Here is a 24,537-nt window from a genome sequence, read left to right on the forward strand (position 1 = left end):
GGAATGACGAGACCGCGGTCACGCCTTCTTCAGCACCGCGACGTAAAACCCATCCGTGCCGGTGCGGCGCGGCGTCATCAGCAGGCCTTCCGCCGATTGCAGCGCGGCCTCGGCAAACGCCTCGGCCTTGTCCCACAGCACCGATGCGGTCTGCTCCGGCGGCTGCACGGAAAACTCCGGATGCCGCGCGATGAACGCTTTGACCTGCTCGCCATTCTCCTCCGACAGCACCGAGCAGGTGATGTAGGCGATGCGGCCGCCGGCCTTCACCAGCGGCACCGCGCGCTCCAGCACCTCGGCCTGGTCCTTCAGCCGCACCTCGAGCGCGCCGGGGCGCATCCGCCATTTGGCGTCGGGATTGCGGCGCCAGGTGCCGGTGCCGGTGCAGGGAGCATCGATCAGCACGAGGTCGGCGGAGGCCTTGATGTCGGACAGCACCTCCTCCTCGCCGCGCGGCGTGCGGACATCGCAATTGTGCACGCCGGCGCGCGACAGCCGCTCATGGATCGGCGCGAGTTGGCGCTTGTCGCTGTCGGTTGCGATCAGCCGGCCCTTGCCTTGCATCTGAGCGGCAATCGCCAGCGTCTTGCCGCCGGCACCGGCACAGAGGTCGATCACCTGCTCGCCGGGCTTGGCCGCCGAGAACAACGCGGCGAGTTGCGAGCCCTCGTCCTGGACCTCGATGGCGCCCTTGATGAAATCCTCCTCGGCATGGATGCCGGGATTGCGCGCGTCGGCGCCGAGCTCGATACGCAGGCCGAGCGGCGACCACGGTGTTTCCCTGGCGCCGAGATGCGACAGCCGCGGCAGCACCTTCTCGCGCTTGCCCCGCAGCGTGTTGACGCGCAGATCGAGCGGCGCGCGGCTCGCCATCGCGGTCGCTTCCGCGGCGCGGTCGTCGCCGAACACTTTTGCCAGATGCGGATCGAGCCAGTCCGGATAGTCGCCCGCGACGTGGGGCGGCGCGTCCTTGAGCGTACGCGAGGCCAATGCGGCCTCCTCGGTCGCGGTCAGCGGATCCGGCGCGAACCGGCCGCCGTCGCACAGTGCCGAGATCGTCGGAATATCCATGCCGCGCTCGAGCTTGAGCATGCCGAGCACGCGCGCGCGGGCGCTGTCGTCCTGCATCAACCAGGCCGCGGAGGATTGCCGGCGCAGCACGTCCCAGATCAGGCCGGAGATCGCGGCGCGATCGCCGGACCCGGCATAGCGGTGCGCGGTGCCCCATTCCTTCAGCGCTTTCGCCGCGGGAATGCGCTGTGCGTCGATGGTGGCGATCAGCTCGATCGCGGCGGAAAGCCGGGCAGCGGGGGTCATTGGTCTCTTTCGGTTGGGCGCATCAAATCAGCAGCAGCAGTCTGAGCGCGAAATACAGCCACATCGCCGCCAGCACCAGCACGCCGGCGAACCAGGCGAGCGAGCGCGGCCGCACATCGTTGGAGGTGACGAACACCCCGGCATGGGCAAACCGCGTCACCACGAACACCCAGGACATCAGCACGGTGAACAGATCGGCACGATGCAGCGGCAGCGCAATGGCGATCAGGACATAGAACAGCACCGGCAGCTCGAATTGGTTGGCAAAGCAGTTGGCGAACTGGGTGGCGCGGGCGGGCCAGTTCGGCTCGCGCAGCGCGATATCCTTCATCCTCGTCTCACCGCTCGCCAGCGTCCGCGTGCGCGCCGTCGCCATCGCGAACAACAGCGCGAAGGTCAGCCCAATCTGGATGAAGACCGGCAGTAGAACCATTTGAACCGACATCGAGAATCTCCCTCAGCCGCGGGCGCCCGGCCGCCCTCTTAGCCGCCGCTCGCGGCCCTGACAATGAAGCGTACGCGGTAACCCGTTGAACCATCATCCGAGCCCGGCTGACCAACTCCCGGGACCAATGGCGGTTTCAGTTCCAACGGGATGACGCGATGCGCATCATCACCCCGATCCTCGACGGCGCGGCCCTGGCGGCGGCGTCCCTCGGCGACCTCCTCAGCTCCCTGCTGAAGGTGATCGACCCCGGCATCGGCTGGTTCGACGATTCGGCGGATGGCGGGCTCGACATGGTGATGTCGAGCCTCGCCGGCTTCGCCGCGGCGCTCCTGGTCGCGGTCCTGTTCTCGGTCTATTTCCGCAGCGACTATCGCTCGACGCGCGACATCGTCAGGCACAGCCTCGTCGCGGCGCTGCTGCTCGCCCTGCTCGGTTTTGCGGCCTACGACATGGGCCACGATGCGCTGGCCTATCTCGGGCTCGACACACAGCCGGCCGCGACCGGAACAAATTCCAACACCGGACTGCTCGGAAGCCGCGTCCGTCCGCCTGCCGCGCCGACGCCCTCGATCATGCAACTCGCGATCTAGGGTCGACGCGAACGCTTCAAACAAGCCTCTTCAAACAAGACATCAAACAACGCATCAAACAGGGCAGCGAATAAGACGACGAAATAGTCATCGTTCCGACTTCGCGCCGACCTATGCTCCCAGCGAAAGGAGCGATGCATGCCCCAGTTTCGCCTGACCCAAATCTCCGACACCCACCTCGCGCGCCGCTTCAAGCCGCTCGTCGACAATTTTCATCGCGTCAGCGAGCACATCGATGCGACGCGTCCCGATCTCTTGCTCAACTCCGGCGACGTCTCGTTCGACGGGCCGACCAGCCGCGACGACATGGTGTTCGCCAAGCAGCTGCACAATGCGCTGCCGGTCGATTGCCTCTATCTGCCGGGCAATCACGACATCGGCGACAATCCGACCGCGGTCGGCCCGGTGCCGACACAACTGCCGACCGAACAAACGCGCGACGCCTTCACCTCGGTGCTCGGCGAGGACCGCTGGCATTTCGACGCCGCCGGCTGGTGCTTCATCGGCCTCAATTCGCTGATCATGAACACCGGCCTCGACAGCGAGGCCGAGCAGTTCGACTGGCTCGCAGCCACGCTCGACAAGGCCGTCGGCCGACCGGTCGCGCTTTTCGTGCACAAGCCGCTCTATCTCGACGTGCCCTACGATGCCGAGCGCGTCGAGACCGCGATCCGCTACGTGCCGCAACCGGCGCGCCGGCGCCTGATCGAGATGCTCGGCAAGGTCGATTGGCGCCTGGTCGGCAGCGGCCATGTGCACCAGCGCCGCGACTACACGTTCGAGCATGTCAGGCACATCTGGGCGCCCTCGGCCGGCTTCATTATTTCAGATGCGCGGCAGGAAGTGATCGGTGTCAAGGAAGTCGGTCTTGTCGAGTACCGCTTCCAGCCGGACAGCTTCGAGGTGTGCCACGTCAGGGCCAAGGGCCAGGTCGATGTCGATCTGGACATGCTGCTCGGCAAAGAGCCGGCCTAACGGCGAGACTCCTTGCCACCGTCATTGCGAGCCACCCGATCGGCGCGAAGCGCCGCCGGATGACAGGCTCCGCGAAGCAACCCATCGCGCCGCAAGCTGGCAAATGGATTGCTTCGTCGCTTTCGCTCCTCGCAATGACGTGGATGGAGCGGTGTGCACCCGCTCCGCGCGTCAGCTCCGTGCCGCGTCGTGCAGGTCCCGCTTGATGACGGTGAGCAGCGCCTGCAGCGAGTCCTTGTTCTGCTGCTGCGGCATCTCCGGCGCGGGCCGCGCGCGCGGCACATGCGGCATGAAGCGGGCCGGCGGCTCGGCGGCCGGCTCCTCCTCGACGAATTTTCCATGCAGGACGTCGTCGCGGCGGCCCATGACGAACATCGTCGCCCAATAGCCGACGGCGAGAACAATGACCCCGAAAACAATAGCTTCAAAAACCATGGCTACACCTGAAATATAGCCATATTGAATCAACTGCTCCGGGTCCCCGTCAAGCAAATGGGGGCCGAAAAGCCCCCAAAAGCCCGCCAATGTGGCGTTTTTGATACTTTGTTGCGCGGAATGGGAGCTGGAAAGCCCCCGTTTTGACGCGTTTTCTTGACGCGAACCGGTACCCGCTTCGCTCGAAAACGCTGCGCTCAGGCCTTGTCCGGCCCGACCCGGACCAGCTGCTTGCCGAAATTGGCGCCCTTGAGCAGGCCCATGAAGGCCTCCGGCGCGCTGTCCAGGCCCTCGGTCACGAACTCCTTGTACTTGACCTTGCCCTCGCGCACCCACTGCGACATGTCGCGCAGGAAGTCGCCATGCATGGCGGCGAAGTCGCTGACGATGAAGCCGCGGAAGGTCAGCCGCTTGGTCAGGATGTTGCGCATCATCGCGCCGGCCCATTTCGGTGCGTGCGCCTCGGTGTCGTTGTAATGCGCGATCAGGCCGCAGACCGGAATCCGCGCGAACGCATTGAGCAGCGGAAACACCGCGTCGAACACCGCACCGCCGACATTCTCGAAATAGACGTCGATGCCCTTCGGGCAGGCTTCCTTCAGCTTCGCCGCGAGATTGGGATCGCGGTGGTCGAGACACTCGTCGAAGCCGAGCTCGTTCTTGACGTAGGCGCACTTGTCCTTGCCGCCGGCAATGCCGATCGCTCGCGCGCCCTTGATCCTGGCGATCTGGCCGACCGCCGAACCGACGGCGCCGGACGCAGCCGCAACCACCACCGTCTCGCCCGCCTGCGGCTTGCCGATCTCGAGCAGGCCGGTATAGGCGGTCATACCGGGCATGCCGAGCACACCGACCGCGGTCGAGATCGGCGCGATCTTCGGATCGATCTTGGCGAGCCCCTTGCCATCGGACAGCACATGGGTCTGCCAGCCCGCGCGCGACAGCACGATATCGCCCTTGGCAAAGGCCGGATTATTTGAAGCGATCACCTCGCTCACCGTGCCGCCCTCCATCACGCCGCCGACCGGCACCGGTGCGGCATAGGACGGACCGTCGGCCATGCGGCCGCGCATATAGGGATCGAGCGACAGCCAGATGGTGCGGAGCAGCACCTCGCCCGCGCCCGGTGTCGGCGGCGTGTAGTCCTCGAGCCTGAAATTGGCCGGCGTGGGCTCGCCATGCGGGCGCGAGGCCAGAACGATGCGCTTTCCTTGGGACATGATTTTCCTCTTGAGGTGATTGGTTCGTGGCGCACACGTAGTCATGCAATCCACCTCCCCGCAAGGGAGATGGATTTGCTGTTTTCGTGCGCGCTTGTTTGAAATTCTGTTTGAAATGACGGACGTCATGCCCAGCACATGATCGCCGGTCGGCTCACAATCATGTACGGAAAATCAGGACTCAGTGCGCGTGCGAGCCTTCAGCCATCCTAAAATGGCGGGCGGAGCACCAAATCCGATGATAACCAGGATGATGGCCCAATGTTTAGGAAGGTATCCTCGCAAGACGAGGACGTTTGCCAGCCCGCCCGATAAGAAGAATCCGGCGAAGGCCGCGATCCACTGTGACGGCGTAAAATCGAGACCTTTCCTGACGGGCAGACTCATTGACTCACGCCCCTCCGCGAGACAGCCCCCGAAACCGCTAGATTCCGGGTTCGGTCCTGCGGACCGCCCCGGAATGACAACGTTCGGTGTTTACACCCCGCCCGGATAGTTCGGGGCTTCGCGCGTAATGGTGACGTCGTGGACGTGGCTCTCGCGCAGGCCGGCGCCGGTGATACGGACGAACTCGGCTTTCTCGTGGAAATCCTTGATGTCCTTGGCACCGACATAGCCCATCGCGGCGCGCAGACCGCCGGCCAGCTGGTGCATCACATTGCCGACCGGGCCCTTGTAAGGCACCTGGCCCTCGATGCCTTCAGGCACGAGCTTCAGCGTGTCTTTGATGTCCTGCTGGAAGTAGCGGTCGGCCGAGCCGCGCGCCATCGCGCCGACCGAGCCCATGCCGCGATAGGCCTTGTAGGAGCGGCCCTGCCACAGGAAGACTTCGCCGGGCGTCTCGTCGGTGCCGGCGAGCAGCGAGCCGACCATCGCGATGTCGGCACCAGCGGCCAGCGCCTTCGCGAGGTCACCGGAATATTTGATGCCGCCGTCGGCGATCACGGGCACGTCGGCCTTCTTCGCCGCCGCAACCGCATCCATGATCGCGGTGAGCTGCGGCACGCCGACGCCGGCGACGATCCGCGTGGTGCAGATCGAGCCCGGGCCGATGCCGACCTTGATGCAGTCAGCGCCGGCATCGATCAGGGCCTGCGCGCCGCCCTCGGTGGCGACGTTGCCGGCCACGACCTGCACGGCATTGGAGAGCCGCTTGATGCGGTTGACGGCATTGAGCACATGGCGCGAGTGACCATGCGCGGTATCGACCACGACGACGTCGACGCCGGCATCGATCAGCCGCTCGGTGCGCTCATAGCCGGTCTCGCCGACCGTGGTGGCGGCGGCGACGCGGAGACGGCCCTGCGCGTCCTTACAGGCGAGCGGATGGGCGACCGCCTTTTCGATGTCCTTCACGGTGATCAGGCCGACGCAGCGATATTGATCGTCGACGACGAGCAGCTTCTCGATGCGATGCTTGTGCAGCATCCGCTTCGCCTCGTCCTGACCGACGCCCTCGCGCACCGTCACGAGGTTCTCGTGCGTCATCAGTTCGGAGACCTTCTGCCGGGGATCGCTGGCAAAACGCACGTCGCGGTTGGTCAGGATGCCGACCAGCTTGCCCGGAACATTCTTGGCGGCGCCGGTGACGACCGGAATGCCGGAGATGCCGTTTTCCTTCATCAGGGTCAGCGCGTCGGCCAGCGTCGCGTCGGGGCCGATGGTCAGCGGATTGACCACCATGCCGGACTCGAACTTCTTCACCTGCCGCACCTGCGCGGCCTGGCCGTCGGGATCGAAGTTGCGGTGGATGACGCCGAGCCCGCCGGCCTGTGCCATCGCGATCGCCATGCGGGCCTCGGTGACCGTGTCCATCGCGGACGCCATGATCGGGATATTGAGCGAGATCGCGCGGGTGACGCGCGAGCGGATATCGACTTCCGAGGGAAGGACGTCGGACAGACCGGGCTTCAGAAGCACATCGTCAAACGTGAAGGCTTCTCGGATAGCCGGAAATCCCGTGGCCATTGCCAACTCCTTATCTGCGGTCCAGCCGCGATGGTCTTACGGATGAACGCCACCTGCGGCGACGCTCGCTGCGTCACCGTCGAATCGGCGCCCATCGGTGGGGTTGACGCTGGTCGATAGCATGGCGGCATGACGAATCAAAGTGTTTGCCAGCCATGCACAGGCTTTTTACGGCCCCCGGTAGCCCGTTTAGCGATAACCCTGCGGCGGCCCGTACCGGCGGATCGCCTCGACCATCTCGCGGTGGCGCCGGTCCTCCCGCTTCATGTGGACGGCGATGACCGCATGGGCCGACGGCACCAGCAGCAAGACATGGAAAAATAGCCCGAAAATCGCGCAAAACACGATCAGGACCAGATTGAGGATGGCCGAAAACGGCTGTCCGTTCAGGAGCAGCCCGATCGGCGGCAAGAGAGCGGCAAGGACGTAGATCACGGCGAACCTTCCAGAGCGTTTTCGAGCGAAGTGGTTACCGGTTCGCGTGAAGAAAACGCGTCAAAACATGAATCCAGAGCCCCGCTCCGACCCGTCGGAACGGGGCTCGAACGCTGGCGGATGCATACCAGCGTCACGCTGGATTTAGGGCGTTTGGCCGGTTCCGCAATAGCGTGGCCCGGGGGAGGATGATACAGCCCCCTCGCCCGCCTTTTTCAGCACAACCGTCCCATTTTGATGAACAAACAACGCCTGATCCCGCTCATCGTGGCAACTGCCCTGTTCATGGAAAACATGGACTCCACGGTGATCGCGACCTCGCTGCCGGCGATCGCCGCCGATATCGGCACCAGCCCGCTGACGCTGAAGCTTGCGATCACGTCCTATCTGCTGTCGCTCGCGGTGTTCATCCCGGCGAGCGGCTGGACGGCGGACCGCTTCGGCGCCCGCATCGTGTTTGCCGGTGCCGTCGCCGTGTTCATGCTGGGCTCGATCGGCTGCGCGCTGTCCTCCTCGGTGACCGATTTCGTGTTCGCCCGCATCCTGCAGGGCCTCGGCGGGGCGATGATGACGCCTGTTGGGCGATTAGTGCTATTGCGCTCGGTCGACAAGAGCGCGCTGGTCAACGCGATGGCCTGGGTGACGGTGCCGGCGCTGATAGGCCCGGTGATCGGGCCGCCGCTCGGCGGCTTCATCACCACCTATTTCTCCTGGCACTGGATCTTCCTGATCAACATTCCGATCGGGTTGCTCGGCATCCTCCTCGCGCTGAAATACATCGACCCGATCAAGAGCGAGGCCCCCGAGCGCTTCGATCTGATGGGACTGGTGCTGGCCGGCATCGGGCTCGCCGGCATCGCCTTTGGGCTGTCGGTCGCCGGCCTTAACCTGTTGCCATGGCCGATCGTCGCCGGATTGGTCGGCGTCGGCACGGTGTCGATGACGCTCTATGTCATCCACGCGCGGCGCACCGGTTCGCCGGTACTCGATTTCGGCCTGCTTCGGCTGCCGACCATGCGCGCGTCGATCATCGGCGGCTTCATGTTCCGGCTCGGCATCGGCGCGCTGCCGTTCCTGCTGCCGCTGTTGATGCAGGTCGGCTTCGGCCTGTCGCCGTTCCAGTCCGGCCTCGTGACGTTTGCATCCGCGGTCGGCGCCATGGGCATGAAGACGCTGGCGGCGCGCATCATCAAGGCCTTCGGCTTCCGCAACATGATGACGGTGAATGCGGTGGTCAGCTCGGCCTTCCTCGCCGCCTGCGCCCTGTTCACGATCTCGACGCCGCTGATGCTGATCTTCACCATCCTGGTGGTCGGCGGCTTCTTCCGCTCGCTGCAATTCACCGCGATCAACACGGTCGCCTATGCCGAAGTCGAGCCGCCGCAGATGAGCCGCGCCACCACCCTCGTCAGCGTCAACCAGCAGCTCGCGGTGTCGGCGGGCGTCGCGGTCGGCGCCTTCTCGGTCGAAACCACGCTGGCGCTGCATCACCAGACCGAACTCTCCGCCGATGTGTTCGGACCGGCTTTCATCGTGGTGTCGCTGATCTCAGCTGCGTCCGCCTGGTTCTTCTGGCAGATGCCTGTTGACGCCGGCAACGAGATCGCCGGCCGCAAGGCAATCGATATCTCCAGCCGCAAGGGCGCCGAGAAGCGCGCCGCCGCCGAAGCCGTCAAGGTCGCGACCGAGGACACCCAGAACGCGCGGGATCAGCGGCTGGGGTAGTCGATCGAGCGAGCTCTTCGCGAGGCACGGTCAAGCGCGCCGTCGGTCACGACCGGGCCGCTAAGGATTGCCGGTCATTCCGGTTGCCTGTTGTCGATCCGGACGTTCAATAAGTTCGTATGTAGGAACGTGGGTCGCTTCCAGCCACGATTCCAGCGCTGCTCCGCAGACCGTGCAGATCGCGTCACCCGTATGCGGCACCAAGAACTTCTCTTCAGTGCGTCTGTACTCGGCGCCGCAGTTGCATTGAACAATCGTCGCCATCGCCGAAATATGCACCTGGCAACGTCGGTTTGCCAGCTTATTCCAACAAACGGCCCCAGTGCGCGAAACGCTGCTGCACCAAGGCCGCAACCCAGTGGGGGTTTTCTCCCGGTGGGGCTTGGGGGCTCGGGCACCGGGAGCAGGGATTCGACGCCGGCCATCCCTTCCAGGTTCCTATCGACCACGTCGAAATGTTGGCCTGAGCTGGGTCCTGCAAAAAAATCTCCGCGAGAGTCAGAAAGCGAACGGAAGCTCCGCCGCCGCTCCTGCATGGTCCGGCTCAAGCGGGCACGCAGTGACCCCACATCAGCAGAAAATTACGCAGGAGGAAGCGCTCCGGATTCCCTTCCGTGGTGTCCGTACGCCACGGAAGGACCGGATTTTCCTTGATTGAGTTCCGCTTGAAAGGATCAGAGCCAGTGAGTGACGCACATACGAACGAAGTGAACGACAATTCGAAAGTCGGCTTCGGCCTGCCCCTGTTTGCCTTCCCCAAGGCCTTCCAGGGCATCGCCCAGCAAAATGCGACGCGCGCCAAGGAACAGTTCGAGAAGGTCAAGGAGGCCTCGGCAGACATCACCCTCCTGCTCAAGGAAGCCTATTCGATCAATGCCAGCGGCACCGCGGATTACGCAGCCAAGCTGGTCGAGATCACGAGCACCAATGCCAGTTCGGCCCTCGCCTTCGTGGCCGATCTCGCCGGCACCAGGTCGCTGTCGGAGGCGATGCAGCTTTCGGCCGAGCATGGCCGCAGGAATTTTGAGGTCACCACCGCGCAGAACAAGGAGCTTTGGGAGCTCACCAGGAAGGTCGCGACCGAGACCTCCGAGCCGCTCAAGAAGAGCCTTGCAAGGGCGTTGAAGACAGCTTCCTGAGGAGCAAGCCCCCGCTCCCGGAGCCCCGGCTGGAACGAGCGTCTCCCCACAAGAAGAGACGCCGTCCAGCCGAGGGGCGCGGATCCAGCAATACCTGACGTTGGAGGAGGACGCCGTGGGCGTGATCATGATCAGATGTCCGCGGACAGGCCGCGCGATCACAACCGACAAAAAAGCCGACCGCGAGACATTTCGCTGCAGCACGGTGTTCTTTTCGCGCACTTACTGCACGATCTGCCGGGCCACCCACGAATGGTTTGCCAAGGACGCTTGGGTCGACGAACCCGGCGAGCGGATGCTCGAGGCGTCCTGACACCCACGCGCGCCTGACAGGTTGATCAATGGCTGCGTGATCGCGAGGCCCCCGCCACACGCGGATGTGCCTGAACCTTGTCGCCATTGGCCCATGGTTGAGCGTGCGAACGCTGCGGCCCATGCGCCGCGGCACCGCGACCGGACGGTTTCAATCCTTCGGCCGAAACGATGCGATCGATCCTGTCTCGCATGATTTCGTAGCATTCGCAGGCCGCCACTTCGAGGCCCTGCCTGTCGACCTCGATCGAGCTGCGTCGGTTGGACCGGATCGCCCCCGATGCGCGAAGCTTCTGCACGACGTGGGTGACGGTCGTTCGCCGCACACCCAGCAATTCCGACAGCGTCTGCTGCGTCAGCGGGAGTATGTCCTGGCCGATCTGGTCGTGAATCTGCAGCAGCCAACGGGCCAGACGGGCTTCCACCGAGTGCAGCGCATTGCACGCCGCCATATGCTGGAACTGTACCAGCAACGATCGCATATGGAGCTGCACCGTATCCGCGAGCGCATGACTTCGCACGAGCGCAGCCCGAAACCGCGCCGGCGAGATCTGCCATGCCGTGCCGGCGACGCGAACCACCGCCGTCATCGGCGAACGGACCGGCCGCAGTGTCGACAGGATGCCGGCCGCCCCTTCGTTGCCGACCATCGTGGTCGCGACGGCCTGTCCGTTCGGCATGTCCATGACGAACGCGATCAAGGCCGTGCACGGGAAATAAATCTGTTCGACGGGGTCGCCCGACCGCACCAGCACGAGGTCACGTTCGAGCGATACTTTGCGCAGATGAGGCACAAGCAGATCGAAATCTGCGTGCGGCAGCGCAGCCAGAAGACGATTGCCTGTGCGCGTGCTGTACTCCATCACAGGACATCTCCCAGACGGAGGCGCGGCTCGTTGCACAGATTCCGCGGTGGCGTCAGGCTGAGATACGCAACGAACAGACCGCGCCGGGAAAATAGAATACGCCGCAGGGGAAAGGGTTCCAAAAGCTTCAGCTTGGTCCGCGCCCCCTCCTTCCGGGGCACCACCCCCAGGCGTCGCCGGACCTCGGTAGTACCCGGCCGGAAGGCAATCCATCCCACCGCGCGTCTGGATGGATTGCTTCGTCGCTACGTTCCTCGCAACGGCTGCTGCCCGCGAAACCCAGTCGCCAGCACGTAGCGCTCCGAGGAGTCCTGCCGGCTGGCCGCCGGCTTGACGTGGCGGACGGTGGCGAAATCGCGCTTCAGCTGCGCTACCAGCTCGGCGTCGGCGCCGCTCTGGAACACTTTTGCCAGGAAGGTGCCGCCGGGATTGAGCACCTCGCCGGCGAAATGCGCGGCGGTCTCGACCAGGCCGATGATGCGCAGCTGATCGGTCTTGCGATGGCCCGTGGTGTTGGCCGCCATGTCGGACATCACGATGTCGGCGCGGCCGCCCATCATCGCGATCAGCTTCTCCGGCGCGTCCTGGTCGAGGAAATCGAGCTGCGCGAAGGTGACGCCGGGAATCTCGCCCATCTCCAGCAGATCGATCGCGACCACCTTGCCCTTGCCGTCGGCGGCACCGGTGCGCTTGGCCGCGATCTGGCTCCAGCCGCCGGGCGCGGCGCCGAGGTCGACCACGGTCATGCCCGGCTTGAGCAGGCGATATTTGTCGTCGAGCTCGAGCAGCTTGAAAGCCGCGCGCGAGCGGTAGCCCATCGCCTTGGCCTTGGCGACATAGGGATCGTTGAGCTGGCGCTCGAGCCAGAGTTTTGACGACAGCTTGCGCTTGCCGCCGCTCTTGACCGTGACGTGCAGCCTCCCGGTGGTGTCTTTCGCCATACTACTTCTCTACTCCCTCGCTCCGCTCTTGCGGGGAGAGGCATAGGCGGCCCTTCGGCCGCCGTTCTTAAAAGGACGCCGACGCAAAGCGTCGGCTACGGTTGAGGGGCTGCCTCGTCAGAGAAGGTGAGAGATGGGCTCGTGGAGAGCCCCCCTCACCCGGATTGCATTGACATGCAATCCGGCCTCTCCCCGCAAGCGGGGCGAGGCAAGAGAAGCTCTAGCATGCCCGCAGCGCGCCGTCCTCGCGCATCATCTCGACCAGCATGCCCTCGCGCAGGCCGCGATCGGCGACCCGGAGCCGCGGCATCGGGAACGCGTTGCGGATCGCATCGAGGATCGCGCAGCCGGCGAGCACGAGGTCGGCCCGCTCGACGCTGATGCAGTTGTTGTTGACGCGCGCCTCATAGCTCATGCCGAGCAGCTTCTGGATCGTCGCCGACACGTCGCCATCGTTCATCCAGATGCCATCGATGCGGCGGCGGTCGTAGCGCGACAGATTGAGGAAGACGCCGGCGAGCGTGGTCACGGTGCCCGAGGTGCCGAGCATATGCATGTCGCGCAGGTCCCGGCCGTGCTCGGCCGCGAACGGAGCGACATGCCGCGCGACTTCATCGATCATCTGCGCATACAAATCCCGGCTGACGTTCCTGCCGCCGAAATGCTCGGCCAGCGTCACGACGCCGAGCGGGATCGACATCCACGCCTTGATCCGCGGCGGCGCGTCGGGTGCGGCGGGATCGCGCTCGATCCGCACCAGTTCGGTCGAGCCGCCGCCGATGTCGAACAGGATGGCGCCCCGCCCCTTCGGATCGAGCAGCGGCGAGCAGCCGATCACGGCGAGCGTCGCTTCGGTCTCGCGATCGATCACCTCGAGCTCGATGCCGGTCGCGGCCGCGACGCGGGCGCGAAAGCTTTCGGCGTTGCCGGCGGCGCGGCAAGCCTCGGTGGCGATCAGACGCAGCCGGCGGGCCTTGCGATAGCGGATCTTGTCGCTGCAAATGGCGAGCGCAGCGATGGCGCGCTCGATCGCCGCTTCGCTGATCGAGCCGGTCGCGGCGATGCCCTCGCCGAGCCGGATGATCCGCGAGAAGGAGTCGACCACGCGGAACCCGTCGCCAGTGGGACAGGCAATCAACAGCCGGCAATTGTTGGTGCCAAGATCGAGTGCGGCGTAGACGCCAGTATCTGCGGCTGCCGCAACCAACCCTGACGGGGCTTCGCCGGCCGGAGGGCCGTCGCAAAGCCGCACATGGTCGTTCATCAAAACTGTCTTTCCGCAGGACCCCAAAGTCGATCCATCGGGATCCTTGGGCCCGCCGAATAATTGTCGTTCACAGAAACTTTAGCAGCGTCAAAGCCCTGCGCAAACTCTGTTCACATTGGGTCCATGCCCAATCGGGCGTTGTCGTTAAGGAGGGCGTGCGTTATCTCCTCAGCGCCCCCAAACTCCAGCAAATCCGGGCATTTCAGGTCATTTTCGATGCAAGATCACACGCCGCCCGCCTCCCTCGACAACGCTATCGCACTGCAAAAATACGGTGTCGGACAGCCCGTTCGACGAAAGGAGGACGACACCCTGGTGCGCGGCAAGGGCAAATACACCGACGATTTCTCCCTGCCCGGCCAGGCCATCTGCTGGATGGTTCGCTCTTCCCATGCCCATGGAATCATCAAGGGGATCGATACCGAAGCCGCCAAGGCGATGCCGGGCGTGCTCGGGGTGTGGACCGGCGCCGACCTCGCGGCCGCCGGCTACAAGCCGTTCACCTGCGGCCTGCCGTTGAAGAACCGCGACGGCTCGCCGCTGCTGCAGACCAATCGCCCGGCGCTGGTGACTGACAAGGTGCGCTTCGTCGGCGATCCCGTCGCTTTCGTGGTGGCGGAGACCGCGGCGCAGGCCCGCGATGCGGCCGAGGCGGTCGAGGTCGATATCGAGCCGTTACCCGCGGTGACCGATGCCGCCGAGGCGTCGAAGCCCGGCGCGCCGCAGCTCTATGACAACATCCCGAACAACGTCGCGCTCGACTATCACTATGGCGACACCGCCAAGATCGACGCAGCTTTCGCTGCCGCCGCGCACGTCACAAAACTCGACATCGTCAACACCCGCGTCGCCGTGGTCTCGATGGAGCCGCGCGTCGCGCTCGCGCATTACGACAAGAAGTCCGAGCGCTTCACGCTGCAGGTGCCGACCCAGGGCGTTTCCGGCAACAAGGCGATCCTGGCGCGCCTGCTCAACGTGCCGGCCGACAAGGTCCGCATCCTGACCGGCAATGTCGGCGGCTCGTTCGGGATGAAGAACCTCAACTATCCCGAATACACCTGCATCGCGCATGCGGCGCGGGAGCTCGGACGCCCGGTGAAGTGGCTCGACGAGCGCTCGACCAGCTTCCTGTCCGACAGCCAGGGCCGCGCGCAGCTGATCCATGCCGAGCTCGCGCTCGATGCCGACGGCAAGTTCCTCGCGGTGCGGCTGTCTGGCTACGGCAATCTCGGCGCCTACATCACCGGCGTCGCGCCGGGCCCGCTGTCGCTCAACACGGGCAAGAACCTCGCCAGCGTCTATCGCACGCCGCTGCTCGGCGTCGACATCAAGACGGTTTTGACCAACACCACGCTGATGGGCGCCTATCGCGGCGCCGGCCGGCCCGAGGCCAATTACTACATGGAGCGGCTGATCGATGCCGCCGCCGACGAGATGGGCATCAACCGCTTCACGCTGCGCAAGCGCAACTTCATCAAGCCCTCGCAGCTGCCCTTCCCCGCCGCCTCCGGCGTCACCTACGACAGCGGCGATTTCGCCGGCGTGTTCCAGAAGGCGCTCGAGATCTCCGACTACGACAATTTCGCCAAACGCAAGAAGGAGAGCAGGAAGAGCGGCAAGCTGCGGGGCATCGCCGTCGGCTCCTATCTCGAGGTCACCGCGCCGCCGTCCGGCGAGCTCGGCAAGATCACCTTCGAGCCCGATGGTTCGGTGAAGCTCACCACCGGCACGCTCGACTACGGCCAAGGTCACGCCACGCCGTTCGCGCAGGTGCTGTCCGACCAGCTCGGGGTGCCCTTCGAGAAGATCACGCTCGAACAAGGCGACAGCGATCTGGTGCGGTTCGGCAACGGCACCGGCGGCTCGCGCTCGATCACCGCGACGGGACAGGCGATCGTCGAGGCCTCCGCGCTGGTGATCGAGAAAGGCAAGAAGGCGGCGGCGCACATGCTGGAGGCCTCCGAGGCGGACATCGAGTTCGGCCAGGGCCGCTTCACCATCGCCGGCACCGACCGCTCGATCGGCATCATGGAGCTCGCCGAGCGGATGCGCGCGGGCAAGATGCCCGAGGGCACGCCCGAGACGCTTGACGTCGATCACGCCACCAAGGAAACCGCGTCGACCTTCCCGAACGGCTGTCACGTCGCCGAGGTCGAGATCGATCCCGACACCGGCGTGACGCGGATCGTGCGCTACTCGGCGGTCAACGATTTCGGCGTCGTGATCAATCCGATGATCGTCGCCGGCCAGCTGCACGGCGGCGTCGCGCAGGGCATCGGCCAGGCGCTGATGGAGGAAGTCAGCTACGACGCCTCGGGCCAGCCGATCACCGGCTCGTTCATGGACTACGCGCTGCCGCGCGCCGGCGACGTGCCATCGATGCAGGTCGGCGATCACCCCTCGCCGGCGAAGTCCAATCCGCTCGGCACCAAGGGCTGCGGCGAAGCCGGCTGCGCTGGCAGCCTCGTCTGCATCGTCAATGCGGTCGTGGACGCGCTGTCGGAATACGGCGTCAAGCACATCAACATGCCGCTGACGCCCGAACGCGTCTGGCGCGCGATCCAGGATGCCAAGGCGAACGCGGCGTAAGGGCGCACTGCCCCGCAGCCAATACCACTGTCATCACCCACGAAAGCGGGTGATCCAGTATTCCAGAGGCAGCTGTTGTTGAGCCGAGACGCCGCAGCGTACTGGATACCCCGCATGCGCGGGGTATGACACCACTGGCTGCGGACGGGTTTTGCCCCTTCCCTACGCCGCCGCCTGCTCGCGGGGCTGGGTGATCGCGATGTGCCAGCAATGCGCGAGCGGGACGCCGTTGCCGAGCACCAGCGCATCGAGCTCGACGAAACGGTGGCCCTTCTTGTCGTAATTGCCGGTCACCTTGGCGCGCGCGGTGAGCTCATCGCCGATCTTGCCGGCCGACAACAGCTGCATCCTCGTGCCGACATGGATCCACGGCCCGAGGATCGCATTGTCGACCAGCACCTTGTTCATCACCCGCGGCAGCAGGCCGGGATGGCCGAGACCTTCGCGCAGATAGATCGGGTCGGTCTCCCTGATGTCGGCGAGATACTCCTTGGCCGCATCGCCGGACCAGTCGCGCGGGATGACGCCGAGCCACTTGCCCTCTTCATAAGACGACGCGCTGACCGGCTTGCGCTCGGTGACGGCGGCGACCTGCTTGTAGTCGCCAAGCACGAATGTCGGCACCGAGGCCGGCAGCGATGCGGTGCCGGTGGCGCAGAGCTCGCCGCGGCTGAAGAGCTCGATCGTGAGCCCATTGCCGGTCTCCCGGCCGGTCAATTCCGCGATCTCGCCGTCATAGACCGGCTTGACGAAACGCGCCTCGATCAGGCCGCGCGCGAGGAAATCGCGGCCCCATTTCTCCACCGGCAGATGCATCATGTAGGCCATCACATCGACGCCGGGCACCAGACCGCCGGAAAAGCCGAACTTCCGCGCCACCGTGTCGTCGTGGATCTTGTTCTCTGACAGTTTCGAGGTGTTGTAGGCCGAGACGCGGTAGGTCTGCGCAGGCGTCGTCGAAGGCATGGGGTTTCCCCTTATTTCGGTTGTTTTTCTCAGGCAATCGTAGTCGAACCGGGCAGCGTGACAAGCCTCTCGTTTTGCTCGCAATTTTCCGCACCATGGAGTACACGCAGGCCGTGCCTGCGAACCCGGAATCGATGACTGAAACCCCTGCCCTGACCCGCATCTATGTCGACGCTGACGCCTGTCCGGTGAAGGATGAGATCTATCGCGTCGCGATCCGGCTCGGCGTGCCCGTCAGCGTGGTCGCGGGCAATTTCATCCGCGTGCCGCAGGATCCGCTGATCGAGCGCATTGCCGCCGGTTCCGGCATGGATGCGGCCGACGACTGGATCGCCGAACGCGCACATGCGGGCGATGTCGTGATCACCGCGGACATTCCGCTGGCGAGCCGCTGCGTGAAGGCCGGCGCCGACGTGATCGCGCCGAACGGCAAGCCGTTCACCGAACAGTCGATCGGCATGACGCTCGCAGTGCGCAATCTGATGACCGATCTGCGCTCGTCGGGCGAGATCACCGGCGGGCCGAAATCATACTCGCCGCGCGACCGCTCGAATTTCCTGTCGACGCTCGACCAGACCATCCGCCGCATCCAGCGCCGCCGCGCCGAGCAGGCGGCGACGAACGGAGGTTAGCGCGATGGCTCCGCCTCCTCTGATCCAGCTCAAGGACATCAGCCTGACCTTCGGCGGCACGCCGCTGCTGTCAGGCGTCGAGTTGTCGGTCTCCGCCGGCGAGCGCGTCTGCCTGATCGGCCGCAACGGCTCCGGCAAGTCGACCTTGCTGCGAATCGCGGCCGGCCTGGTCGAGCCCGATGCTGGCAGCCGTTTCGTGCAGCCCGGCGCCACCATCCGCTATCTGCCACAGGAGCCTGATTTCGGCGAGCACAAGACGACGCTGGCCTATGTCGAGGCCGGCCTTGGCCCGGGCGACGACCACTACCAGGCGCGCTATCTGCTCGAACAGCTTGGCCTCAGCGGCGAGGAAGATCCGGCGCACGTCTCCGGCGGCGAGGCGCGCCGCGCGGCGCTGGCGCGGGTGCTGGCGCCCTCGCCCGATATCCTGCTGCTGGACGAGCCGACCAACCATCTCGACCTGCCGACCATCGAATGGCTCGAAGGCGAGTTGGAAAGCCGGCGCTGCGCACTGGTCCTGATCAGCCACGATCGCCGCTTCCTGACCAATCTGTCGCGCACGACCGCCTGGCTCGACCGCGGCCAGATCCGGCAGATCGAGCGCGGCTTCGGCGCCTTCGAGGCGTGGCGCGACGAGGTGCTGGCGGAAGAAGAGCGCGAGCAGCACAAGCTCGACCGCAAGATCGTCAACGAGGAGCACTGGCTGCGCTATGGCGTCTCCGGCCGCCGCAAGCGCAACGTCAAGCGGCTCGGCAATCTCCATGCGCTGCGCGACCAGCGCCGCAACTATCGTGGCGCCACCGGCAATGCCACGCTCGCCGCCGCCGAGGCCGACAAGTCCGGCCGGCTGGTGATCGAGGCGAAGGGCATCGCCAAGGCCTTCGGCGAGCGCACGATCGTCGACGCTTTCTCGACCCGGATCCAGCGCGGCGACCGCGTCGGCATTGTCGGTCCCAACGGCGCCGGCAAGACCACGCTGGTGCATCTTCTGATCGGCAACGATCCGCCCGACTCCGGCTCGGTGCGTCTCGGCGCAAATATCGAGATGGCGACGCTCGACCAGCACCGCGAGAGCCTCGATCCCAAGCTGACCTTGGCAGAAGCCTTGACCGGCGGCCGCGGCGATCACGTGATGGTCGGCGACAAGTCGAAGCACGTGATCGGCTACATGAAGGATTTCCTGTTCGCGCAGGAGCAGCGCGGCACCCCGCTGGAGGCGCTCTCCGGCGGCGAGCGCGGCCGGCTGATGCTGGCGCGGGCGCTGGCCAAGCCGTCGAACCTCTTGATCCTGGACGAGCCGACCAACGACCTCGATCTCGAAACCCTCGACGTGCTTGAGGACATGCTCGGCGACTACGAAGGCACCGTGATCCTGATCAGCCACGATCGCGACTTCCTCGACCGCGTGGTTACATCCGTGATCGTGCCGGAAGGCCAGGGACGCTGGATCGAATATGCCGGCGGCTACACGGACATGCTGGCGCAGCGCGGCGCCGACGTGAAGCGCGAGACGGTGAAGGCGGAGGCCGCGGCCGTTGAGGAGAAGAAGGAAGCCAGGGCCGCCGCACCCGAAGCCGCCCCCAGGCGCCGGCTGAGTTTCAACGAGAAGCACGCGCTGGAGACGCTGCCGAAGACGATCGACAGATTACACGCCGAGATCGCGAAGCAGCAGAAGCTGCTCGACGACCCCGATCTCTATGCGAAGGATCGCAAGAAATTCGACGCGGCTTCAGCGGCGATCGCCAAGGCGCAGGAAGAACTCGCCGCCGCCGAGGACCGCTGGCTCGAACTCGAAGTGCTGCGCGAAGAGATCGAACAGGCGTAAACAATGACCCTTGCCGTCATTGCGAGCGAAGCGAAGCAATCCATCTCTCCTCATTCGCGGATGCATGGATTGCTTCGTCGCTACGCTCCTCGCAATGACGAGAACGTCAAACCGGAGTTGACCCAATGACCACGCCCCTCGCCGCCAAGATCGCCAGGGAATACGGTACGCCCTGCGCCGTGATCGACATGGACCGGGTCGAGCGCAACATCGCACGGATCCAGAAGGCCTGCGACGAGGCCGGCGTCGCCAACCGGCCGCACATCAAAACCCACAAGAACCCGATGCTGGCGCAGCTGCAGATCAAGGCCGGCGCCAGGGGTATCACCTGCCAGAAGCTCGGCGAGGCCGAGATCATGGCCGATAGCGGCATCGACGACATCCTGATCAGCTACAATCTGCTCGGCGACGAGAAGATGGCGCGGCTCGGCGCGCTGCAAGGCAAGGCCAATGTCACCGTCGCCGCGGATAATTCCGTCGTGATCGGCGATCTGCCGAAGGCGGCGGCCGCCTCCGGCCGCCCGCTCTCGGTCGTGGTCGAATGCGACACCGGGCGCAAGCGCGCCGGCGTCGAGACCCCGGCCGAGGCAATCGCACTGGCGCGCGAGATCGCAGCCTCGAAGGGCCTGAGCTTCGCGGGCTTCATGCTGTACCCGACCGAGACCGGCTGGGCCGATGCCCAGAAGTTCTACGACGAGGCGCTGGCCGGCGTGCGCGCCCACGGCCTCGATGCGACCATGGTCTCGACCGGCGGCACGCCGAACCTGGTGAACATCGGCAAGCTGAAGGGCGGCACCGAGCATCGCTTCGGCACCTACATCTACAACGACCGCATGCAGGTCGCCGCCGGCGTCGCGACCTGGGACGACTGCGCGCTGCACATCTATTCCACGGTCGTCAGCCGCGCCGGTCCCGAGCGCGGCATCCTCGATGCCGGCTCCAAGACGCTGACCTCGGACACCGGTGGCCTTGAAGGCCACGGCCTGATCCTCGAACATCCCGAAGCCAGGATCGCGCGCTTCGCCGAGGAGCACGGCTTCCTCGATCTGTCCCGCAGCAACACGCGGCCGAATGTCGGCGACGTCGTGCGGATCGTGCCCAATCACGTCTGCGTCGTCGTCAACATGATGGACGAGGTCGTGATGGTGCGCGGCGACGAGATCATCAGTGCGCTGCCGGTGACGGCACGGGGGAAGTTGCGATAGCCGCACACGTCGGCCCCGTAGGATGGGTAGAGCGCAGCGAAACCCATCAGCTTTAATCCGCGCTGCGAGGTGATGGGTTTCGCTGCGCTCTACCCATCCTACGCAATTACCACGCGTCTACCCGCGAATAAGCGCCTGCAACTCCCGATCCAGCGCCGAGCGAAACACCTCGATCGGCCGCGCCAGGCGGCCGGCGGGCGGGCGGTGCACGATCCAGGCACGCACCGCCGGATTGAAATCCGCGATCTTCACGATCTTCAGCCTGTTGCGGATCGGGCTGCGCTTGAGCGCCACCGGCGTGACCAGGCCGATGCCGAGCCCGCGCGCCACCAGCGACAGCCGCAGCTCGCTGTCGAGCGCTTCCACCGCGATGTTGAACGGTAAGTGCGCCGCATCGAAATGCCGCTTCAGCGTCTGGCGGAAGCCGCAGCCATCCTGGTTGATCACCCACCCCGTTCGCGACAGCCATTCGAGGTCGACGAACTTCGGCGTCTTCATCTCGCGCGCGACGACGAATACCACCGGCTGCGCGCCGAGATCGTCGGCGGCGAGATCGTCCGGCGGCGTGGTGCCGTCGGGCAGGCAGATCGCGGCGGCGTCGAGCTCGTTGCGGCTGACCCGCTCCATGTGATTGGGCGACCAGCCCGAGACGACGCGCAACGCAAGCGCGGGAAATTCGCCGCGCACCGCATCGAGCGGACCGGTGAGCCCGGCCTCCGACAGGAACGGCGTCAGCCCGAGCCTGAACTCGCCGCGCACCACACCGTCATTGGCGACGCCTGACTTGAGGTCGTCGAGCATGCGCAGCACGCGGCGGCCCTGCTCATAGGCCTCGACGCCCGCCGCCGTCGGCTTCAGCGGCTTCGACAGCCGGTCCAAGAGCTGCGCGCCCAGCATCTCCTCGAGATTCTGGATCCGCCGCGTCACCCCGGGCTGGGTCAGATTCAGCCGTGCTGAGGCCGCGACGATCGATCCGGTCTCCACCACGGCGACGAAAGCCACAAGGTCATGGGTGTTCATAACAATCTCGCATATTCTTCATCATCTTATTTGAATTGTAGCATATTAGCCCGATCCCCTAAAGGGGGCCTCGCCACTTCCTCGCGAGGTCCCATGACCATTTCCGAAGCCACCAAACTCTCCCCGGCCCGCACCGTCTCGGTGCGTCCCCTGATCTGGATCGGCGCCATCACGACCGGCACCGTCGTCACCAATCTGTTCGCCCCCCAGATCCTGGTTGGCCTGATGGGCCGCTCGCTCGGCATGACCGAGCTGCAGGCCGGCCTGATCTCGACGCTGACCCTGCTCGGCTACGCGCTCGGGCTGTTGCTGCTGGTGCCGCTGGTCGACCTGGTCGAGAACAAGCGGCTGATCCTGCGCACGCTGGCCTGCGCCATCATCGCCGCGATCGGCACCGCAATGGCGCCGACGCCGCTGATTTTGCTGGCCGCAACCTTCATCCTCGGCGCGTCCTGCGCCGCGATCCAGATGGTGGTGCCGTTGGTCGCGTCGATGGTCCCGCCGGAGCGCCGGGGCCAGGCGATCGGTGACGTCATGAGCGGGTTGATGATCGGCATCCTGCTGTCGCGGCCGGCGGCAAGCCTGATCGCCGACAGCTGGAACTGGCGCGGCTATTATGTCACCTCGGCCGTCCTGATGACGGTGCTCGCCGGCGCGTTGGCGCGCTATCTGCCGAGCTTGCAGCCTGCCGCGAAGGTCAGCTACGCCGCGCTGCTGCGCTCGTTTCCCAAACTGCTGCGCGAAGAGCCGGTGCTGCGCGTCCGCTCCTGGACCGCGGCGCTGGTGATGGCATCGTTCACCGCGTTCTGGGCCGCGGTGGCGCTGCGCCTGCCGGACGTGCCGTTCAAGCTCGACGCCAAGGGAATCGCGCTATTCGCGCTGATCGGCGTCGCAGGGGCGGCAGCGACGCCGATCGCCGGGCGCTGGGGCGACAGAGGCTTCGCGCGGCCGCTGCTGATCGTCTCGCACCTCCTCATCGCCGGCGCGGTCGCGCTGTGCGCCTGGGCCGGCATGATCGAGTCGCGGATCGCGGCTCTCTCATTGCTAGGCGTCGGCGCCGTGCTGCTCGATTTCGGCATCACCACCGACCAGACGCTCGGCCGCCGCGCCGTCAATCTGCTGCAGCCGGAAGCGCGCGGCCGGATCAACGGCCTGTTCGTGGCGCTCTTCTTCATCGGCGGCGCGGTCGGCGCAGCGGCTGCGTCCACGGCGTGGAGCTATGGTGGATGGACGGCGGTCTGCGCGGTCGCGGCAACGTTCGGCGTGCTCGGCTTCATCACCGACATCGCGACGAGGACGGGCTCGGAATGAGCCGCATCTCGTAGGACGGGTGGAGCGCAGCGATACCCATCAACCTTTCCAGCGCGGCACCATGATGGTTATCGCTTCGCTCCACCCATCCTACGAAGCTATGACTTTAACCATTGCAACGCGCCCTTCCCGGCGGCGGCACCGGTCGCGAACGATGCCTGCAACAGATAGCCGCCGGTCGGCGCTTCCCAGTCGAGCATCTCGCCGGCGGCAAAGACGCCGGGCAGTTTGCGCAGCATGAAATGCGCGTCGAGCTCGCTGGACGCGAGCCCGCCCGCGGTCGAGATCGCGCGATCGATCGGCGCGATGCCCGTAAGCTGAACCGGAATCGCGTTGATCAGCTGCGCGAGCTCTGCCGGCGAGAACGATGTCAATGGCCGGCCGGACGCGATCGCCGCCTCCTGCATCAGGCCGATGCCGACAGGAGAGAGTTGCGCCGCCTTGCGCAGGAAATTCGCGAGCGACTGCTTGCCGCGCGTCCCGGACAGGCGGGTGGTCAGCGCGGCGGCGTCGAGGTCCGGCCGCAGCGCGATCGTGAGCGTCGCCCGTCCGATACCGAGCACCGCCTCGCGCAATTCCGCCGAGAGCGCGTAGATCGCGCCGCCTTCGATGCCCGTGCGGGTGACGACGGCCTCGCCGCGCACCGTGTGCGGCCCGATCGTGAGAGCGACGCCCTTGAGCGGCCGCCCCTCAAACCGGTCGCGGAAGATATCCGACCACGCGACGGTGAAGCCGGAATTGGCCGGTCGCATCGAGGCCACGGCAACGCCCTTGGCCGCAAGGATCTCCGCCCATGCGCCATCCGAGCCGAGCCGCGGCCAGCTCGCGCCGCCGAGTGCGAGTACGGTCGCACCGACGTTGACAGTGCGCTGGCCGTCGGGCGCCTCAAACAGCAGTGCGCCCTGCGCGTCCCATCCAACCCAGCGATGCCGGAATGCGAACGCGACGCCCGCGGCGTCGAGCCGCCGCAGCCAGGCACGCAGCAGAGGCGAGGCCTTGAATGCCTTGGGAAACACGCGGCCGCTGCTGCCGACAAACGTCGGCTGCCCCAGCGCCGCGCACCAGGCGCGCAAGCTGTCGGGCGGAAATGCCCCGACCGCGGCTTTGAGGTGCGGCATCGCCTCGCGATAGCGCGCAAGGAAATCCGGCAGTGGCTCGGAGTGGGTGAGATTGAGCCCGCCGCGCCCGGCTATCAGGAACTTGCGGCCGGCCGACGGCATCGCGTCGTAGACGGTGACGGCAACGCCACCTTGCGCAAGCACCTCCGCGGCCATCAGGCCGGCGGGGCCGGCTCCGATGACGGCGATGTGTTTGGCGGGAAGTGGCATCGCTTTTGTCGAACCCGGCGCCC

General features: G+C 65.7%; 22 protein-coding genes. 10 read left to right on the top strand and 12 right to left on the bottom strand.

Annotation, left to right across the window (positions count from 1 at the left end; translation table 11 throughout):
- Nucleotides 1-18: 18 nt before the first annotated feature.
- Complete coding sequence (locus tag QDT69_RS24700) at nucleotides 19-1,317, bottom strand: RsmB/NOP family class I SAM-dependent RNA methyltransferase (RefSeq protein WP_279709074.1); 1,299 nt, start codon at nucleotides 1,315-1,317, stop codon at nucleotides 19-21.
- Between the two features lie 22 nt (nucleotides 1,318-1,339).
- Nucleotides 1,340-1,762, bottom strand: coding sequence for an MAPEG family protein (locus QDT69_RS24705; protein WP_279709076.1), 423 nt, complete (start codon nucleotides 1,760-1,762; stop codon nucleotides 1,340-1,342).
- 158 nt (nucleotides 1,763-1,920) lie between these two features.
- Here QDT69_RS24705 and QDT69_RS24710 point away from each other — a divergent pair, with 158 nt between their 5' ends.
- On the top strand, nucleotides 1,921-2,355 hold the full coding sequence (locus QDT69_RS24710) for a hypothetical protein (protein WP_279709077.1): 435 nt from the start codon (nucleotides 1,921-1,923) through the stop codon (nucleotides 2,353-2,355).
- Between the two features lie 138 nt (nucleotides 2,356-2,493).
- On the top strand, nucleotides 2,494-3,330 hold the full coding sequence (locus tag QDT69_RS24715) for a metallophosphoesterase (protein WP_279709078.1): 837 nt from the start codon (nucleotides 2,494-2,496) through the stop codon (nucleotides 3,328-3,330).
- A gap of 171 nt (nucleotides 3,331-3,501) precedes the next feature.
- Here the strand turns inward: QDT69_RS24715 and QDT69_RS24720 are convergent, their stop codons facing one another.
- From QDT69_RS24720 to QDT69_RS24735, 4 genes are all read right to left on the bottom strand, one after another.
- A complete protein-coding gene (locus QDT69_RS24720; protein WP_347952059.1) occupies nucleotides 3,502-3,855 on the bottom strand; it encodes a hypothetical protein in 354 nt (117 codons plus the stop codon).
- 107 nt (nucleotides 3,856-3,962) lie between these two features.
- Nucleotides 3,963-4,985, bottom strand: a complete 1,023-nt coding sequence (locus QDT69_RS24725) for an NADP-dependent oxidoreductase (protein ID WP_279709079.1) — start codon at nucleotides 4,983-4,985, stop codon at nucleotides 3,963-3,965.
- A gap of 477 nt (nucleotides 4,986-5,462) precedes the next feature.
- Nucleotides 5,463-6,953 carry an IMP dehydrogenase gene (gene guaB / locus QDT69_RS24730; protein ID WP_074128286.1) on the bottom strand — a complete coding sequence of 497 codons (1,491 nt, stop codon included), beginning with the start codon at nucleotides 6,951-6,953 and terminating at the stop codon, nucleotides 5,463-5,465.
- 189 nt (nucleotides 6,954-7,142) lie between these two features.
- Nucleotides 7,143-7,388, bottom strand: coding sequence for a hypothetical protein (locus QDT69_RS24735; RefSeq protein WP_279709080.1), 246 nt, complete (start codon nucleotides 7,386-7,388; stop codon nucleotides 7,143-7,145).
- 237 nt (nucleotides 7,389-7,625) lie between these two features.
- Between QDT69_RS24735 and QDT69_RS24740 the strand changes: the two genes are divergently transcribed.
- From QDT69_RS24740 to QDT69_RS24750, 3 genes are all read left to right on the top strand, one after another.
- The gene (locus QDT69_RS24740; protein ID WP_279709081.1) at nucleotides 7,626-9,113 is read left to right on the top strand and encodes a DHA2 family efflux MFS transporter permease subunit; all 1,488 of its coding nucleotides are present in this window, start codon (nucleotides 7,626-7,628) and stop codon (nucleotides 9,111-9,113) included.
- A 683-nt stretch (nucleotides 9,114-9,796) separates the two neighbouring features.
- The gene (locus QDT69_RS24745) at nucleotides 9,797-10,252 is read left to right on the top strand and encodes a phasin family protein (protein WP_279709082.1); all 456 of its coding nucleotides are present in this window, start codon (nucleotides 9,797-9,799) and stop codon (nucleotides 10,250-10,252) included.
- A 115-nt stretch (nucleotides 10,253-10,367) separates the two neighbouring features.
- Nucleotides 10,368-10,565 carry a hypothetical protein gene (locus QDT69_RS24750; protein WP_279709083.1) on the top strand — a complete coding sequence of 66 codons (198 nt, stop codon included), beginning with the start codon at nucleotides 10,368-10,370 and terminating at the stop codon, nucleotides 10,563-10,565.
- A gap of 25 nt (nucleotides 10,566-10,590) precedes the next feature.
- On the opposite strand, the gene QDT69_RS24755 is transcribed toward QDT69_RS24750, so the two are convergent.
- From QDT69_RS24755 to QDT69_RS24765, 3 genes are all read right to left on the bottom strand, one after another.
- On the bottom strand, nucleotides 10,591-11,427 hold the full coding sequence (locus tag QDT69_RS24755; RefSeq protein ID WP_279709084.1) for a Crp/Fnr family transcriptional regulator: 837 nt from the start codon (nucleotides 11,425-11,427) through the stop codon (nucleotides 10,591-10,593).
- A gap of 248 nt (nucleotides 11,428-11,675) precedes the next feature.
- Nucleotides 11,676-12,371 (bottom strand): RlmE family RNA methyltransferase, encoded by a 696-nt coding sequence (locus QDT69_RS24760; RefSeq protein WP_279709085.1) that lies wholly within the window; start codon nucleotides 12,369-12,371, stop codon nucleotides 11,676-11,678.
- Nucleotides 12,372-12,591: 220 nt separating this feature from the next.
- Nucleotides 12,592-13,635, bottom strand: coding sequence for a Ppx/GppA phosphatase family protein (locus QDT69_RS24765; RefSeq protein WP_279709086.1), 1,044 nt, complete (start codon nucleotides 13,633-13,635; stop codon nucleotides 12,592-12,594).
- A gap of 219 nt (nucleotides 13,636-13,854) precedes the next feature.
- Here QDT69_RS24765 and QDT69_RS24770 point away from each other — a divergent pair, with 219 nt between their 5' ends.
- Nucleotides 13,855-16,227, top strand: a complete 2,373-nt coding sequence (locus tag QDT69_RS24770; protein WP_279709087.1) for a xanthine dehydrogenase family protein molybdopterin-binding subunit — start codon at nucleotides 13,855-13,857, stop codon at nucleotides 16,225-16,227.
- A 162-nt stretch (nucleotides 16,228-16,389) separates the two neighbouring features.
- Here QDT69_RS24770 and QDT69_RS24775 read toward each other — a convergent pair whose 3' ends face one another.
- A complete protein-coding gene (locus QDT69_RS24775) occupies nucleotides 16,390-17,193 on the bottom strand; it encodes a hypothetical protein (RefSeq protein WP_279709088.1) in 804 nt (267 codons plus the stop codon).
- A gap of 134 nt (nucleotides 17,194-17,327) precedes the next feature.
- Here QDT69_RS24775 and QDT69_RS24780 point away from each other — a divergent pair, with 134 nt between their 5' ends.
- From QDT69_RS24780 to QDT69_RS24790, 3 genes are all read left to right on the top strand, one after another.
- A complete protein-coding gene (locus QDT69_RS24780; RefSeq protein ID WP_279709089.1) occupies nucleotides 17,328-17,825 on the top strand; it encodes a YaiI/YqxD family protein in 498 nt (165 codons plus the stop codon).
- Nucleotides 17,826-17,829: 4 nt separating this feature from the next.
- A complete protein-coding gene (locus QDT69_RS24785) occupies nucleotides 17,830-19,650 on the top strand; it encodes an ATP-binding cassette domain-containing protein (protein WP_279709090.1) in 1,821 nt (606 codons plus the stop codon).
- A gap of 125 nt (nucleotides 19,651-19,775) precedes the next feature.
- Complete coding sequence (locus tag QDT69_RS24790; RefSeq protein ID WP_279709091.1) at nucleotides 19,776-20,855, top strand: D-TA family PLP-dependent enzyme; 1,080 nt, start codon at nucleotides 19,776-19,778, stop codon at nucleotides 20,853-20,855.
- A gap of 117 nt (nucleotides 20,856-20,972) precedes the next feature.
- Here QDT69_RS24790 and QDT69_RS24795 read toward each other — a convergent pair whose 3' ends face one another.
- Nucleotides 20,973-21,875, bottom strand: coding sequence for a LysR family transcriptional regulator (locus QDT69_RS24795; protein WP_279709092.1), 903 nt, complete (start codon nucleotides 21,873-21,875; stop codon nucleotides 20,973-20,975).
- Nucleotides 21,876-21,968: 93 nt separating this feature from the next.
- Between QDT69_RS24795 and QDT69_RS24800 the strand changes: the two genes are divergently transcribed.
- Complete coding sequence (locus QDT69_RS24800; RefSeq protein WP_279709093.1) at nucleotides 21,969-23,186, top strand: MFS transporter; 1,218 nt, start codon at nucleotides 21,969-21,971, stop codon at nucleotides 23,184-23,186.
- 98 nt (nucleotides 23,187-23,284) lie between these two features.
- Here the strand turns inward: QDT69_RS24800 and QDT69_RS24805 are convergent, their stop codons facing one another.
- Nucleotides 23,285-24,514, bottom strand: a complete 1,230-nt coding sequence (locus QDT69_RS24805; RefSeq protein WP_279709094.1) for a TIGR03862 family flavoprotein — start codon at nucleotides 24,512-24,514, stop codon at nucleotides 23,285-23,287.
- Nucleotides 24,515-24,537 lie beyond the last annotated feature (23 nt).

Origin of the sequence: Bradyrhizobium sp. CER78 (assembly GCF_029846235.1) — a bacterium.
Classification (GTDB): Bacteria; Pseudomonadota; Alphaproteobacteria; order Rhizobiales; family Xanthobacteraceae; genus Bradyrhizobium.

Coding starts and splice junctions, on each gene's coding strand:
- QDT69_RS24710 (WP_279709077.1), top strand. CDS start 1,921: ATGCGCATCATCACCCCGATCCTCGACGGCGCGGCCCTGGCGGCGGCG.
- QDT69_RS24800 (WP_279709093.1), top strand. CDS start 21,969: ATGACCATTTCCGAAGCCACCAAACTCTCCCCGGCCCGCACCGTCTCG.
- QDT69_RS24740 (WP_279709081.1), top strand. CDS start 7,626: ATGAACAAACAACGCCTGATCCCGCTCATCGTGGCAACTGCCCTGTTC.
- QDT69_RS24805 (WP_279709094.1), bottom strand. CDS start 24,514: ATGCCACTTCCCGCCAAACACATCGCCGTCATCGGAGCCGGCCCCGCC.
- QDT69_RS24765 (WP_279709086.1), bottom strand. CDS start 13,635: ATGAACGACCATGTGCGGCTTTGCGACGGCCCTCCGGCCGGCGAAGCC.
- QDT69_RS24760 (WP_279709085.1), bottom strand. CDS start 12,371: ATGGCGAAAGACACCACCGGGAGGCTGCACGTCACGGTCAAGAGCGGC.
- QDT69_RS24700 (WP_279709074.1), bottom strand. CDS start 1,317: ATGACCCCCGCTGCCCGGCTTTCCGCCGCGATCGAGCTGATCGCCACC.
- QDT69_RS24785 (WP_279709090.1), top strand. CDS start 17,830: ATGGCTCCGCCTCCTCTGATCCAGCTCAAGGACATCAGCCTGACCTTC.
- QDT69_RS24705 (WP_279709076.1), bottom strand. CDS start 1,762: ATGTCGGTTCAAATGGTTCTACTGCCGGTCTTCATCCAGATTGGGCTG.
- QDT69_RS24795 (WP_279709092.1), bottom strand. CDS start 21,875: ATGAACACCCATGACCTTGTGGCTTTCGTCGCCGTGGTGGAGACCGGA.
- QDT69_RS24725 (WP_279709079.1), bottom strand. CDS start 4,985: ATGTCCCAAGGAAAGCGCATCGTTCTGGCCTCGCGCCCGCATGGCGAG.
- guaB (WP_074128286.1), bottom strand. CDS start 6,953: ATGGCCACGGGATTTCCGGCTATCCGAGAAGCCTTCACGTTTGACGAT.
- QDT69_RS24790 (WP_279709091.1), top strand. CDS start 19,776: ATGACCACGCCCCTCGCCGCCAAGATCGCCAGGGAATACGGTACGCCC.
- QDT69_RS24715 (WP_279709078.1), top strand. CDS start 2,494: ATGCCCCAGTTTCGCCTGACCCAAATCTCCGACACCCACCTCGCGCGC.
- QDT69_RS24775 (WP_279709088.1), bottom strand. CDS start 17,193: ATGCCTTCGACGACGCCTGCGCAGACCTACCGCGTCTCGGCCTACAAC.
- QDT69_RS24755 (WP_279709084.1), bottom strand. CDS start 11,427: ATGGAGTACAGCACGCGCACAGGCAATCGTCTTCTGGCTGCGCTGCCG.
- QDT69_RS24780 (WP_279709089.1), top strand. CDS start 17,328: ATGACTGAAACCCCTGCCCTGACCCGCATCTATGTCGACGCTGACGCC.
- QDT69_RS24770 (WP_279709087.1), top strand. CDS start 13,855: ATGCAAGATCACACGCCGCCCGCCTCCCTCGACAACGCTATCGCACTG.